Raw genomic sequence first — 14,471 nt, forward strand, 5'->3', positions numbered from 1 at the left:
TGGGTCCTGAATTCATAGAATAAGTGCAGCCACTTACCCCGCTATGAACGGAGACCCTTCCAGGTCGCCTTATCAAAGAGACGACGCCCCAGGGCGCCCTGGCCTACGATTACGATTCGCTCAGCAACCTGACCGCGCTGACGTTGTCTACAGGCCGCCGCTTCAGCTACATCGACGGCGTCATGGCCAGCCACAGTAACGCCCTCGGCCTGACCTGCAACTACCGCTGGCAGCCCCTGGGCGACCAGCCCCGCGTGGTGGAGCACTGGACCAGCGATGGCGAGCACTTCCATTTTCGCTACGATTTGAACGCCCGCATCACCTGGATCACCGACGTGCTCGGGCGCGAAGCCGAGATCCACTACAACAGCGATCACCGCGTGACCTCCAGCCGCGACTTCGGTGGCGAGCACTACGTCATCGAGATCGACGACACCGGCAACATGACCGGTCTTACACTGCCCGACGGCAATGTCGTCAAGCTCAAGTACGACGAGTACGCGCGGCTGCTGGAAGAAACCGACCCGCTGGGGCGCAAGATCAAATACCAGTACCACCACCTGACGACCCTGGTCACTCAGGTCGATTACCCCGACGGCAGCACCTGGAAAGCCCGCTACGACGCCCAAGGCAACCTCATCGCCGAAGTCGACGCGCTGGGCCACAAAACCGAATACCTCAACAGCGATGATGGCTTGCCGCACACCATCATCGACGCCACGGAAAAATCCAAGTATCTGTGGTGGAACACCCTGGCCCAGGTCGAGCGTTTCCAGGACTGCTCGGGCAAGAATACGTATTACCGCTATGACGAGCGTCAGCATTTGCTCGCTGTTACGGATGCGCTGAATCAGACGACAACCCTGGAGCGCAAGCCCGACGGCGAAGTGCTGCGCATCCAGCACCCGGACGGCAGCGCCGAGTCCTTCACCTACAACGCCCTCGGCCAAGTGATGACGCACACCGACGGCAAAGGCCAGACCACGCACCTGCTGCGCACCGCTCGCGGCCTGCCGAGCAGCCGTCGGGACGCCAAGGGCCAGCGCATTCGCTATGAATACGACCAAGCCATACGCCTGACCGCGCTGGTCAACGAAAACAATGCCGCTTACCAATTTGCCTACGACGCCTCAGACCGCCTTGTCGAAGAAAAACGCATCGACAACCTGACTCGCCAGTTCAGCTACAACCTGGGCGGGCACCTGACGCGAGTCAACGAAATCGGCTACGGCGAACGCGGTGAACGCCCACAGCGCAGTACCGAATTCGAGCGTGACCCAATCGGCCGCCTGCTCGCCAAGCTCAACGCCGACGCTCGGCAGGACTACACTTACGACGACGCAGACCGCTTGCTCACCATTGAGCGCAAGCCCACCGCCAACGGCAAGAAACTCGGCGTCAGCGCGGAGAAACTCGATTTTGCCTACGACTTGCTGGGTCGCCTGATCAAGGAAACCACGCCCCAAGGCGCTCTGTCCTACGACTACGATCCACTCAGCAACCTGACCACCCTGACTCTGCCTACCGGCCAGCACCTGAATCACCTGTACTACGGCAGCGGCCATCTGCACCAACTCAACCTCGACGGCCAACTAATCAGCGACATGGAGCGCGATGACCTGCACCGCGAGGTGCTGCGTACCCAGGGCAAACTCACCAGTTGCTTTGGTTATGACGCCATGGGGCGCAAGGCCTGGCAATTCGCCTCGACCCTGCCGGCAGAAAAGCTCTCGCAGATTCAAAACCCAGGCATCCAGCCTGCTCTGTTGGTCGAGCACGCCTACAACCCGATCCACCGCCGCCACCAGTACGATCCCGCTGGCGAATTGACCCGCACGCTCGACAAGCTGCGCGGTGAGATCAAGTACGCGTACGAAGCCAACGGGCAACTGCACAGCCGTGACACCGGCAGGTTGGTGGACAGCGAGGAGTTCAGGTACGACGCGGCGGCGAACCGCTTGAATTTCAACACCAGCAAGTTTGATCACGTGAAAGACAACCGGATCAAACAGTGGCGAGATCAGGAATACAGTTACGACCCCTGGGGCAACCTGATTGAAAAATGGAGCGGTATCAGCAAGCTGCAGACGTTTACGTATGACTGTGAAAATCGGCTGGTTCGGGCTGAGACGTTGCTGGAGGGGAAGCTGGAGAGTACTGGCGAATATCGTTACGACAGCCTCGGTCGACGAGTTAGCAAGACCTCAACAGTTTCCGGAAAAAACCAGCACAAAAATTTCCTCTGGCAAGGTCTGCGCATGCTGCGCGAAGAGGCGCCGGGGCAGAGCAGCCTGTACGTGTACGAGCCTGGGAGCTATGCACCGTTAGCGCGGGTGGATCAGGTTGAAGGAGGGGAGCAGACGCTTTATTACTTCCATACTGACCAGATTGGTACACCGCTGGAGATGACTGACCGGGACGGGCGGATTGTCTGGCAGGCTACGTATAAGGCGTGGGGCTCGGTAGAAAAGCTGGAAGTGAACGAAGTCGAGCAGAATCTACGGTTTCAGGGGCAGTATTTCGATGATGAGACGGGGCTGCACTACAACACATTTCGGTATTATGATCCGGAGGTGGGGCGGTTTATTACGCAGGATCCGATTGGGCTGCTGGGGGGGAATAACCTATATCAATATGCGGCTAACGCGATACGTTGGGTTGACCCTCTTGGTTGGTACAACGGGGAAGGCGTACGTGACTTAGGAAAATATCACTCTAATCACGAACATATTTTGATGAATTCAGAGTATAAAATGACGGACGTCGAGCACTTTAGCCGAGCTAATCAATCAGTATATGAGCGTGTTAAAGTTGACTATGAATTCAAGAAAACGATGCAGTCGAAGTATCCTGGCGTTGTAGAACATGTACAGCCGCGAGCGGATGGTTCGTTCCGTGGTAGTTCGCCTCCGGGTATGACTTGGCACCATGGAGATAAACCTGGATCGCTTCAGATGGTTGACAGACTAGATCATCAGACATATCACAAGGTATACCATCCTGATGGTAAGGGTGGACGAAATAAGTGGGGCGGTGGTACTGCCTGTCGATAAAACGAGGATGTTATGAAGGTATATAAAGGTTTTGCCGATCTGTTGGCCAATATTGATCTTTTGCCCAATGTTGGATGGCTGTTCGTCGATTCTACAATAGATAGAGCGTCAAAGGGGTCTGTAAGCTCTGCAGCTTTTTATGTTGCGGAAGATGATGCAGAGGAGATCGTTTTTGAAAAAACTAAGCGTACATTTGTTGAGTGTCCGACTATGTTAGATATCAAAACTATCGCTGACAAGCGAGTAGTTAAGCCGGACTTAGAAGCATATTTGGAAGCGGCATTGTACTATCTTGAGAATGATGAATTTAAAGATTAAATGAACCCTGGGTCGGTGCAATTATGGCTTTTCGTGCAAATTGATCGAGCTTTTTAAAATGTGAGTTTTTTAGAGTGGTTGCTTGCCTCAGCCACTCTTCTATACGATTTATTGCGTTCAATTTTTATGATCTTATATTGACTGAGTGATCCGCCGCACTCACTCAACCTATTCGCTAGCACCTTTAATCATCTGTATTACGGCAGCGGCCAGTTGCACAGCCGCGACACCGGCCAGCTCGTCGACAGCGAAGAATTTCGCTACGACGCTGCGGCCAACCGTCTGAACTTCAGTACCAGCCAGTTCGACCACGTCAAAGACAACCGGATCAAGCAGTGGCGGGATCAGGAATATGCCTACGACGCGTGGGGCAATCTGGTTGAAAAGCGTAGCGGCATGAACCGGCTGCAGACGTTTACGTATGACTGTGAGAACCGGCTGGTACGGGCTGAAACCTTAGTCAGTAGCAAGCTCGAGAGCACTGGCGATTATCGGTATGACAGCCTGGGTCGGCGTGTGGCCAAGGTGTCAGAGGTCAACGGCGTCACGGAGCAGAAACATTTTCTGTGGCAGGGCTTGCGCATGTTGCGCGAGGAGACGCCGGGGCAGAGCAGCCTCTACATTTACGAGCCGGGTAGTTATCGGTATGACAGCTTGGGGCGGCGGGTGGCCAAGACCTCAACAGTTTCCGGAAAAACCCAGCACAAGAATTTCCTCTGGCAAGGCCTACGCATGCTGCGCGAAGAGGCGCCGGGGCAGAGTAGCCTTTATGTCTGTGAGCCGGGAAGCTATGCGCGGTTGGCACGGGTGGATCAGGTTGAGGGTGGGGTGCAGACGCTTTATTACTTCCATACTGACCAGATTGGTACGCCGTCGGAGATGACTGATCGGGAGGGGCAGATTGTCTGGCAGGCGACGTATAAGGCGTGGGGCTCGGTAGAAAAGCTGGAAGTGAACGAGGTCGAGCAGAATCTGCGGTTTCAGGGGCAGTATTTCGATGATGAAACGGGGCTGAATTACAATACGTTTAGGTATTATGATCCGGAGGTTGGGCGGTTTTTGACGCAGGATCCGATTGGTTTATTCGGGGGCATCAATCTTTATCAATATGCCCCTAGCGCTATTGGCTGGATTGATCCTCAGGGGCTAGCAACTCTTTTTGAATTAGGAACATATGGCGGGCTCAACGGGACACCACACATACGAGACGGCCTACAGGCTCACGAACTGCTCCGTCATGAATACTTAGTACAGCAGAATCTTGCAGAAAAGGGCGCTAGGTTGTCGGGTAATCCATCTATCGCGCTTGATTTGGATCATCACACTCGAGGCCCTTTAAAAGACACTAGAGGCATTGGCGGCACTCACTGGCACGAAACACAAATTCGTGAGAGCCAAGGTCTTGGCAGAAATGAATTCGCACCTTCACTTAAGCGAGAGCTAGATATAACCTCTGGTGCACTGAGAAAAAGTGGGGTGCCTAGCTCGCGAGTTAAGCAGCTAAAACGAATGGCGAAAAAATTTCATAGCGGTTTAAGTACGTGCGGATGAGGTAATTATGATAATGGTCAAACAGATTATTCCTTCTGATAGCGTTTCTGTCTCTTCAGGAATCACCCTCGGAGGGCAGGCAGCTGAGGTCGTAGCATGGCCGCTAAACCCAGATGGTGATCCGCTCACCCTAGTTGCTTCTATAAACTGTTCTAAAATTAAAGGCTATACAAAAAAAAGTAGCATGCCAACTGAAGGCGTGCTGTACATTTTTTCTACCTATAGCAAGTCAGACTATTTTCTCGAAAATATAACGTATAGCGGCGATCCCTCAGAATTAGAATCAATTTTGAGTGGGTATACTCTAGTGGTGCTTGGAAACGGCGGGGTGTTTCAAGCTAGCCCCGTCGACAGTATTCCTGAAATGGCGACAGAATTAATAGATAAGCAAATAGAAGACAAAGACTTTCCCGTTTTTTCTATGATTTCAGATTTGGCTCCGAATGGCATGATCGTTCCGGAGGGTTTGATTTTAGACTATGATTTTACCTGTCAGCTATATTCGGCAGATTTTTCAGAGCCATTTAAAGATATATTTTATCTCAGCGATGCAGTTGGATATTTGTTCCTGAAAAAAGATGGAAGTGGAGAAGGGTTGTTTTTTGTTCAGACGGGTTGACGAATTTTAGAGCATCCCTAATTGCTCGAATAGAACCTGCGCATGGGGGAGCAGAATTTCGACGTAGAGACGGCGCTGTATCACTTTGGAATCCTGAACGGGTTCCTCACCGGGGTCGCGCGCTGATGCCACTGTCGCGACGTTCACCCGTGGCTTCGGTGTGGCCCTGTTGGCGGGTCTGCCGCAGACGTGGGAAATAGCCTGCGGACTTCGTGGGGGAACGATAGGCAGCAATTTTTCCTCGTCCTCCGGCACCGTCGTCCTCTTGCGACGCCACCACCGGGCGCAAGGTCATTCCCGACGAAACCGATTTCAGCCTCCCAGGCCTGATGCCCCTCGAATGGTCACGCTTCTACGCCAGCGACCTGACCGTCGACAGTGTGCTCGGCAAGGGGTGGGTGCTGCCTTGGGAACAAAACCTGCGGCGCAGTGGCCGTTTTGTTTACCTGACCGACAATCAGGGGCGCACCGTACCCTTCGTCGACGTGCAGCCGGGCGAGCGGGTCTATAACCCTCATGAACAGGTCTACCTGGTTTGCACCGAAGGCGGCCACTACCTGCTGCAAACTCTCGATAACATTTTCTTCTACTTCGGCGAAGTCCCCGGCAATAACGCGCCGGTACCGCTGCAGCGCATCGAAAACGCGCTCGGGCACTTCCTGCATTTCACCCGCACCGTTGAAGGTAAGCTCACCGACATCAGCGCCACCGGCGGCGTACGGGTTCACCTGCATTACGACAACCCGTTGGGTCGCCTGACCGACGTTAAACGCATCGTTGACAACCAGTCTGTTGAAACCCTGGTGCAGTATCGCTACGACGATAACGGCCAGCTCAGCGAAGTGATCAATCGCAACCGCGATTCGGTCCGGCGCTTCAGCTACATCGATGGCGTCATGGCCAGCCACAGCAACGCACTGGGCCTGACCTGCAACTACCGCTGGCAGACCCTCGGCGACCAGCCCCGCGTGGTGGAACACTGGACCAGCGATGGCGAGCACTTCCATGTTCGCTACGACATAGATGCCCGCACCACCTGGATCACCGACGTGCTCGGGCGCGAAGCCGAGATCCACTACAACAGCGATCACCGCGTCACCTCCAGCCGTGATTTCGGTGGCGAGCACTACGTCATCCAGATCGACGACACCGGCAACATGACCGGTCTTACACTGCCTGACGGCAATGTCGTCAAGCTCAAGTACGACGAGTACGCCCGACTGCTGGAAGAAACCGACCCGCTCGGGCGCAAGGTCAAATACCAATACCACCACCTGACGACCCTGGTGACCCAGGTCGACTACCCCGACGGCAGCACCTGGAAAGCCCGCTACGATGCCAAGGGCAACCTCATCGCCGAAGTCGATGCGCTGGGCCACAAAACTGAATACCTCAATAGCGATGACGGACTGCCGCACACCATTATCGACGCCACGGAAAAATCCAAATACCTGTGGTGGAACACCCTGGCCCAGGTCGAGCGCTTCCAGGACTGTTCGGGCAAGAGTACGTATTACCGCTATGACGAGCGGCAGCATTTGCTCGCCGTTACGGATGCGCTGAATCAGACGACAACCCTTGAGCGCAAGCCCGACGGCGAAGTGCTGCGCATCCAGCATCCGGACGGCAGCGCCGAGTCCTTCACCTACAACGCCCTCGGCCAAGTAATGACGCACACCGACGGCAAAGGCCAGACCACGCACCTGCTGCGCACCGCTCGCGGCCTGCCGAGCAGCCGTCGGGACGCCAAGGGCCAGCGCATCCGCTACGAATACGACCAGGCCCTCCGCCTGACCGCGCTCGTCAACGAAAACAATGCCGCTTACCAGTTTGCCTATGACAACTCCGATCGTCTGGTCGAAGAAAAACGCATCGACAACCTGACTCGCCAGTTCAGCTACAACCTGGGCGGGCACCTGACGCGGGTGAATGAAATCGGCTACGGCGAACGTGCCGAACGCCCGCAGCGCAGTACCGAATTCGAGCGTGATGCCATCGGCCGCCTGCTGGCCAAGCTCAACGAGGACGCACGTCAGGACTACACCTACGACGACGCAGACCGCTTGCTCACCATCGAGCGCCTGCCCACCGCCACTGGCAAAAAACTCGGCGTCAGCGCAGAGAAACTCGATTTTTCCTACGACTTGCTGGGTCGCCTGATCAAGGAAACCACGCCCCAAGGCGCTCTGTCCTACGACTACGATCCACTGAGTAACCTGACCACGCTGACCCTGCCTACCGGCCAGCACCTGAACCACCTGTACTACGGCAGCGGCCACCTGCACCAAGCTGTTTGGTGAAGGCTCTGATGGCCAAAAATTGATGGCATTTGGCGGCGCCTTGCTTGGGGGCGGGCTGGGGGCGAAGGGCGGGAAGTGGTTTGATGCGCGGTATGAGGTTAAGGTTCAGGGGTTGGGGTCGAATCTTGGGAATGTATCGATCAGTAAACGAAACGATCTCGCTAAAGCTGGTGAAGACCTGTACGTGGGAACGTATAATCAAGTAAGAGGAGGAAATATAAAAGGCGGGTTGAACGCGACCCATACTCCTCACCATGTCATTCAGAATGCCGTCAGCCCAACTACGCATGGAAAAGGAATTACAATCAACCTTCGAAAAGATCTGCACGAGCTGACTTGGACATATAAAAAACCTTTAGTGAAAGGGCTCACGGAAAGGCAATATTTGGCACGAGATGCAGCCGATGTTAGAGGCATCCTAAAAAACGCTGGCTATAGTAGGCAAGTAGTTAATAGGCAGGTCGGTGAGTTAATTAAACAAAACAAAGAACTTTGGAAGACTTTGGAGCAATAACATGAACGCTAACGAAGCTATAAATTTTTTGTCTAAGCATCAGCCAATGCCAGCAGACTCTGCGTTGACTCAGGAGATAATCGATCAGTACGACAATGTTAGAAAGTATTTCATTGAGCGCCCTGATATTAAAGCGATTCCGTTTTTCTTAAGGTCATTCGGTGATGGTAATGGTTGGGGTGTTTATCAAGTTGTCGAAGATTTTTTTTACAAATGTCCACGCGATGAGGTTGTATTGGCTATCCAAACAGTTTTGGAAGATGAAACTATTCCAGATAGTGTTCGCTACTGGACCACTCAAGCTGCCGCAGCATTTTCGGATAATATTTTACGCGCAGGAATTTCATTGTCGTTAGCTTCAGCGAATGAAGACATTAAGGAGGCAGCTTTATTGGCGCTTGAAGTATTAGATGAAAGTTGATTTTTTTGATTCGGATTGTTAAAGACCAAACCTTCTATGTATTCACCATGAAGACCATCGGACCAAGCCCGTTTTCAGTGGTGGTGGGGCGCTCCTAAGTCGAGCCCGGAGCCGATTTCGAAAGCATGGCCCAACAATTACTGGATAAGCTGAAAAAGTCCTTGTCGCATATCGAGTGGATCGAACCGGCCACACCGGCCGAGGTGGCTCACATTGTCCGACGGCAATGTCGTCAAGCTCAAGTACGACGAGTACGCGCGATTGCTGGAAGAAACCGACCCGCTCGGGCGCAAGATCAAATACCAGTACCACCACCTGACGACCCTGGTCACCCAGGTCGACTACCCCGATGGCAGCACCTGGAAAGCCCGCTACGATGCCAAGGGCAACCTCATCGCCGAAGTCGATGCGCTGGGTCACAAAACTGAATACCTCAATAGCGATGACGGCCTGCCGCACACCATTATCGACGCCACGGAAAAATCCAAATACCTGTGGTGGAATACCCTGGCCCAGGTCGAGCGCTTCCAGGACTGCTCGGGCAAAAACACCCGCTACCGCTTCGACGAGCGCCATCACCTCGTCGCCGTCACCGACGCGTTGAACCAGACCACCACCCTGGAACGCAAGCCCGACGGCGAAGTGCTGCGCATCCAGCATCCGGACGGCAGCGCCGAGTCCTTCACCTACAACGCCCTCGGCCAAGTGATGACGCACACCGACGGCAAAGGCCAGACCACGCACCTGCTACGCACCGCTCGCGGCCTGCCGAGCAGCCGTCGGGACGCCAAGGGCCAGCTCATTCGCTATGAATATGACCAAGCCACCCGATTTACGGCGGCAACGGTCAGCTTGCTGAAGTCGCTACCCTTGGGAAAATACTGGCGGAGCAAACCGTTGGTATTTTCATTCGTGCCGCGCTGGCAGGATGAATAAGGATCGGCAAAATACACTTGGCAACGGCTCTTGCGCGCGATGTGCTCATGACCGGCAAACTCCTTGCCGTTGTCCAACGTCAGTGTGTGCACCACATGCCCTTTAAACTGTAAGTTGATCGCCCGGGAGACTTGACGGCGAGTTCGGCGCTTGACCGGGTAAGCGCTCAGATAGCCGCTTTTACGCTCAACCAAGGTGACCAGATTACCGCCCACACCATGCACCGTGTCGCCTTCCCAATCCCCCAGCCGCTCTCGGGTTTCGACCTTCTCAGGGCGCTCGGTGATCGACACTCGATTTCGTAACAGCCCCCGCCGGTCGTGGCTTCCATAGCGTTTACGGTAGCGCTTTCGACGGTGGCGAAGATACGTATAAAGCTCGCCGCCACCTCGTTGGTCGCTGACAATAAACCGATAAATCCACTCGTGACTGACCGTCTGATCCGGCCTCTCTTGCTTCAACCGATGAGCAATCTGTTCCGGGCTCATCCCATGCTTGAGCCATATCGCCAGGTGATGGTTCAGCCAGGTAAGCGGCTTGCAAAACTTACGCGCTCCGGCTCGCCGGGCATCACTTTCATGGGTCGCACAAACCGCCATGTAAATCTTTTTAGGGCTGTTACGGCGAACCTCACGGCTGATCGTCGAAGGATGCACACCCACCTGTTTAGCGATGCTGGCTTGGCTTTCTTTGGCCCTCAGCCCCGCCTCAATCTGGTAACGTTGGCCCTGAGTCAGCTGCCGGTAAGGCGTGGTCATCTGCGCTTGAATCCTTTGGTGTGAGAGCCTGGATTCTACCGGTGGCTGGCTCTCTGACTCTCGTTTCAAGCGTTGCACTTATTCTATGAATTCAGGGAGTTAGAGAACTATAAGGGTGAGATTGTAGAGGTTTTATCTCCTGCAAAAAGCGAATTTATTCTTATCCTGAACAGGAAAGATGAGACTGCTATGTCCTTCGCAATCCGAAGATGGCCGTCCAGACCGTCGATTACCGCCAGTTACCAACCACCTGCTGGTCGCGATGAAGAGCCTGAATATGCAAAAGTCCACCAATCAGGAACAATAGTACTAAATGATAACTTACAGGACTGAACAAAAAATTAAGGCGCTTCGACAATTACTAGACGAAGCAGATATGTTCCTCGGCGGACCCGCGCGAGATGAAGATATCAGTTCGCTAATTTCAATGGCCGCCGAGTCGCTTTGTCTTGATATTCCTGAGGAGTATCTTGAGTTTTTACGGTCGTATGATGGGCTGGTTTCGGGCGGTGTATTCATGTATTCAAGTCGGGCGCATAAGTACTCTGATAGTGATGGTCGATCTCCCGCTTTAATTGAACAGAATTTAATTGCTCGCGATGTGGATTTTATGAGTGCTTTTTTGGTTTTAGGGGAGAGTGATCAGGATGAGTATGTATATGCTTTAAAAAACAACGTTTATCAGGTTAGAGATAGGCAGGCATTTGATGTCGTCATTGAGGAGTTTGCTGCGTTTGAGGGGCTGTTGGAGTATGTAGTTGACTTGGTTGGTGATAGAAATTGATCTGTGTTTAGACCCAATGACAGATTTATAATATGAGTTAGCGAGTCCAGTCTGTCGATTTAAGAATAATGGAGCTTTGATGTTTTACTATATTGAGCCAGAAATTGCTGGTGGATTTGGTAAGGACACAATCATGGACGCTTCAATCCATCCCCCTGTAGTAAAAAATCTGGAATATCGATTTGAAGGTTGGTTGGGGGATGAGTTGCTGGAAACATTTCCATGTTTTATCTTAACAGAACGGTTGGCTAGACGCATCATTGCCTTAAGATTTACTGGGTTCTCTTTGGATTCTGTAATAGTTTCAAAGTCAGTCAGCTTTGAGGAAATGGAGCCCTCGACGATTCTGCCGTTGTTTTATTGGCTCAAGGTCGATGGCAAAGCGGGGGTGTCTGATTTTGGCGTCGCAAATGATCATAGATTAGTTGTGTCTGATAGAGTAGTTGGTGTATTGAATGGGCACCATATTCAGAATGCAGGATTCGAAATATATATCAGATAGTTGTTGATTTTGTATAAGGGTGACTCGGTAGCTGCGAGACCCACTGTTGCCGATGTTAACCGCCCAAAAACCATCCATGGGTGCGATGAGTTTCATGCCGATATTATTCAGGGTTGCATGTCCTTCATGTTTACCGAAATGGATGTGCCTACCGCGAAATAATCCCATGATCAATCGCATACTTCACCAACGCCGCCGGCTTATCAATATTCAGCTTCCTACGAATACTCAGCCGATGCGTCTCCACAGTCCTCACGCTGATATCCAGTTCCCGAGCCATTTCCTTGTTGTTCAGCCCTTGAGCCATTTTGCACAGCACCTGGCTTTCCCGGGGAGTCAGTTCGTTGTCGGTGCTTTTGTCGGCGATCAGGCGTTGGGCGATTTCGGCGCTGTAGAAGGAGCCGCCGTTGGCGATGGCGTCGATGGCGGCGATGATTTCCCGGGACGGTGAGTTTTTCAGGACGTAGCCGCTGGCGCCGGCGCGTACGGATTCGCTGACGTATTCGTGGTTGTCGTACATGCTCAGCACCAGCACTTTAAGTGTCGGGTAGCGGTTGCGCAGCAGCCGGGTGAGTTCCAGGCCGTTCATGTCTTTGAGGCCGATGTCGACCAGTACCAGGTCGGGTTGGCAGCGGCCGATCATGTCGATGGCTTCTGCGCCGTTTTCGGCTTCTCCGACGACTTCCAGCGTTTCCATGACGGACAGCAGGGCCTTGATGCCATCGCGGACCAGGGAGTGGTCGTCGACCAGGGCGACGCGGATCGGGGAGGGCAGGTTCATCGCGGCTATCACTCTTGTGGTGGTGGACGGTCAGCGGGTGGCGCCGTTGGGTTGCATCGGCAGCAGTACGTCGAGTTCGCTGCGGCCCGGTGTCGATGTCAGGGTGAACTGGCCGCCGAAGTGTTCGACTCGTTCGCGGATATTACGCAGCCCTATGCCGGCTTGGCGACGTTCGACCTGGGCGACGTTGAAGCCGATGCCGTCGTCGACCACGATGAGGCGTACGCCTTGGCTGGAGCCGTGCAGGGTGATGGCGACGTTGCTGGCCTGGGCGTGGCGTTCGATGTTGGTCAGGCCTTCCTGGACGATGCGAAACAGCGCGACGGCGGCGCCGTCGACCAGGTCGCAGGCGAATTGGTTGTCGTTGTAGGTCACTTTGAGGCCGCTGCGTTGTTCGAATTCGGCGGCGAGCTGGCCGATCGCGGCGGGCAGGCCGAGGGTGTCGAGCAGGGATGAGCGCAGGTCGTGGGACAGGCTGCGGACTTCGCCGATGGCTTCGCCCAGGCGTTCGGTGGCTTCGCGCAGGATGCCCAGGCCGCGGTCCTGGCCGTTTTCCAGAACCAGGCTGGCCAGTTCGAACTGGAATTTGATCGACACCAGCACCTGGCTGATGCCGTCGTGCAGTTCGCGGGAGACCCGGGAGCGTTCTTCTTCTTGCAGGCTGACGATGCGTTGGGTCAGGCGCTGGAGTTTTTTGTCGGCCAGGCGGTGTTCGCTGACGTTGAGGGTCATGCCGCTGGCGAAGACGAAGAGCACGGCGACGAGGGCGACGGCGGCGATGGCGAGCATGGTTGTGCGGATGCCTTGGGCGACTTCGTCACGGGCTTGCTGGGTGGCGCGTTCGACGTCTTCCAGGTAGATGCCGGTGCCGAGCATCCAGCCCCAGCGGTCGAGCATGACGACGTAGGCGAGCTTGTCGGTAACCTGGCCGGTCGAGGGTTTGTTCCAGGCGTAGCGCTGGAAGCCTTCGCCGGATTCGGCACTTTTCAGCAGGGCCTGGATGACCGGCAGGCCGTGGGGGTCTTGCATGTCCCAGAGGTATTTGCCGACCAGTTCGGACTGGCGTGCGTGCATCAGGCTGCGGCCTTCGCGGTCGTAGACGAAGAAGTAGCCGTTGATGCCGAAGCTGAGTTTGCGCAGTTCTTCCAGCACTTGGCGTTGCGCTTGGGCGTCGCCGTGGCCGTCGTCGTAGAGGGGGGCGATGAGGCTTTGCGCCATTTCGACGTAGTTTTTCAGTTCGGCGCGTTTGCTGGCGAGGATGCTGTCTTCGATGAGCTGCGCCTGTTGGTCGCCGAGTTGGCGGTTGAGGGAGATCACCAGGGCGCAGATGACGGCGATTGCCAGGACCAGGGGCAGAATCCCGAGGGCAACGATTTTGTGTTTGAGCTGCATCGGTGCTCCTGGTCGGGCCTGGGGGATGGGGCGGGCATCATATGCCAAAGATACGTGGGTTCTGTAGTGGTGCTGGGTGGGGTGACCTGTGGTTGAGATGGTTGCGATATGAAATGCGAGCCCCTGTAGGAGTGAGCCTGCTCGCGATGGCGGTGGTTCAGCTGGCATTGATGTTGGATGGGAGATTGCTATCGCGAGCAGGCTCACTCCTACAAGTATTCGCAGCTGGTGAATTTCGTGAATTGAAATGCTGCCCCTGTAGGAGTGAGCCTGCTCGCGATGGCGGTGGTTCAGCTGGCATTGATGTTGGATGGGAGATTGCTATCGCGAGCAGGCTCACTCCTACAAGTATTCGCAGCTGGTGAATTTCGTGAATTGAAATGCTGCCCCTGTAGGAGTGAGCCTGCTCGCGATGGCGGTGGTTCAGCTGGCATTGATGTTGAAAGGGAGATTGCTATCGCGAGCAGGCTCACTCCTACAGGGGGCGGGGGGCAGATTTGGGTGTCTACGTAGAACTACGTAGGCGTTGCGTACGTAGTTCT

At 54.5% G+C, this 14,471-nt stretch carries 9 protein-coding genes and 5 pseudogenes; 11 read left to right on the top strand and 3 right to left on the bottom strand.

Annotated features, from left to right (window positions below; all coding sequences use genetic code 11):
• Positions 1–155 precede the first annotated feature (155 nt).
• From ACYZTK_RS26380 to ACYZTK_RS26420, 9 genes and pseudogenes are all read left to right on the top strand, one after another.
• Positions 156–2,672: pseudogene (locus ACYZTK_RS26380) on the top strand (RHS repeat-associated core domain-containing protein); the annotation flags it as partial.
• Between the two features lie 279 nt (positions 2,673–2,951).
• Positions 2,952–3,053, top strand: a pseudogene (locus tag ACYZTK_RS26385) (hypothetical protein); the annotation flags it as partial.
• 12 nt (positions 3,054–3,065) lie between these two features.
• Positions 3,066–3,371 (top strand): hypothetical protein, encoded by a 306-nt coding sequence (locus ACYZTK_RS26390; RefSeq protein ID WP_462012516.1) that lies wholly within the window; start codon positions 3,066–3,068, stop codon positions 3,369–3,371.
• Positions 3,372–3,512: 141 nt separating this feature from the next.
• On the top strand, positions 3,513–4,922 hold the full coding sequence (locus ACYZTK_RS26395) for an RHS repeat domain-containing protein (RefSeq protein WP_462014983.1): 1,410 nt from the start codon (positions 3,513–3,515) through the stop codon (positions 4,920–4,922).
• A gap of 13 nt (positions 4,923–4,935) precedes the next feature.
• Positions 4,936–5,541: a DUF1963 domain-containing protein gene (locus ACYZTK_RS26400; protein WP_462012517.1), complete on the top strand. Its 606-nt coding sequence runs from the start codon at positions 4,936–4,938 to the stop codon at positions 5,539–5,541.
• Positions 5,542–5,810: 269 nt separating this feature from the next.
• Positions 5,811–7,829, top strand: a pseudogene (locus tag ACYZTK_RS26405) (DUF6531 domain-containing protein); the annotation flags it as partial.
• 34 nt (positions 7,830–7,863) lie between these two features.
• A complete protein-coding gene (locus tag ACYZTK_RS26410) occupies positions 7,864–8,355 on the top strand; it encodes a hypothetical protein (protein ID WP_462012518.1) in 492 nt (163 codons plus the stop codon).
• 1 nt (position 8,356) lies between these two features.
• Positions 8,357–8,776, top strand: a complete 420-nt coding sequence (locus ACYZTK_RS26415) for a hypothetical protein (protein ID WP_462012519.1) — start codon at positions 8,357–8,359, stop codon at positions 8,774–8,776.
• A gap of 207 nt (positions 8,777–8,983) precedes the next feature.
• Positions 8,984–9,616, top strand: a pseudogene (locus tag ACYZTK_RS26420) (type IV secretion protein Rhs); the annotation flags it as partial.
• Here ACYZTK_RS26420 and ACYZTK_RS26425 read toward each other — a convergent pair.
• Positions 9,604–10,470: pseudogene (locus ACYZTK_RS26425) on the bottom strand (IS30 family transposase); the annotation flags it as partial. The pseudogenes ACYZTK_RS26420 and ACYZTK_RS26425 sit on opposite strands and share 13 nt — an antisense overlap.
• A gap of 313 nt (positions 10,471–10,783) precedes the next feature.
• On the opposite strand from ACYZTK_RS26425, the gene ACYZTK_RS26430 reads away from it, so the two are divergent.
• Both ACYZTK_RS26430 and ACYZTK_RS26435 read left to right on the top strand, forming a co-directional pair.
• The gene (locus ACYZTK_RS26430; RefSeq protein WP_462012520.1) at positions 10,784–11,254 is read left to right on the top strand and encodes a YrhA family protein; all 471 of its coding nucleotides are present in this window, start codon (positions 10,784–10,786) and stop codon (positions 11,252–11,254) included.
• 79 nt (positions 11,255–11,333) lie between these two features.
• Positions 11,334–11,756: a hypothetical protein gene (locus tag ACYZTK_RS26435; protein WP_462012521.1), complete on the top strand. Its 423-nt coding sequence runs from the start codon at positions 11,334–11,336 to the stop codon at positions 11,754–11,756.
• Between the two features lie 148 nt (positions 11,757–11,904).
• Here the strand turns inward: ACYZTK_RS26435 and ACYZTK_RS26440 are convergent, their stop codons facing one another.
• Positions 11,905–12,537, bottom strand: coding sequence for a response regulator (locus ACYZTK_RS26440; RefSeq protein ID WP_462012522.1), 633 nt, complete (start codon positions 12,535–12,537; stop codon positions 11,905–11,907).
• Positions 12,538–12,567: 30 nt separating this feature from the next.
• On the bottom strand, positions 12,568–13,929 hold the full coding sequence (locus ACYZTK_RS26445) for a cache domain-containing protein (protein WP_462012523.1): 1,362 nt from the start codon (positions 13,927–13,929) through the stop codon (positions 12,568–12,570).
• Between the last annotated feature and the right edge of the window lie 542 nt (positions 13,930–14,471).

The organism is Pseudomonas sp. LB3P31 (assembly GCF_054897945.1).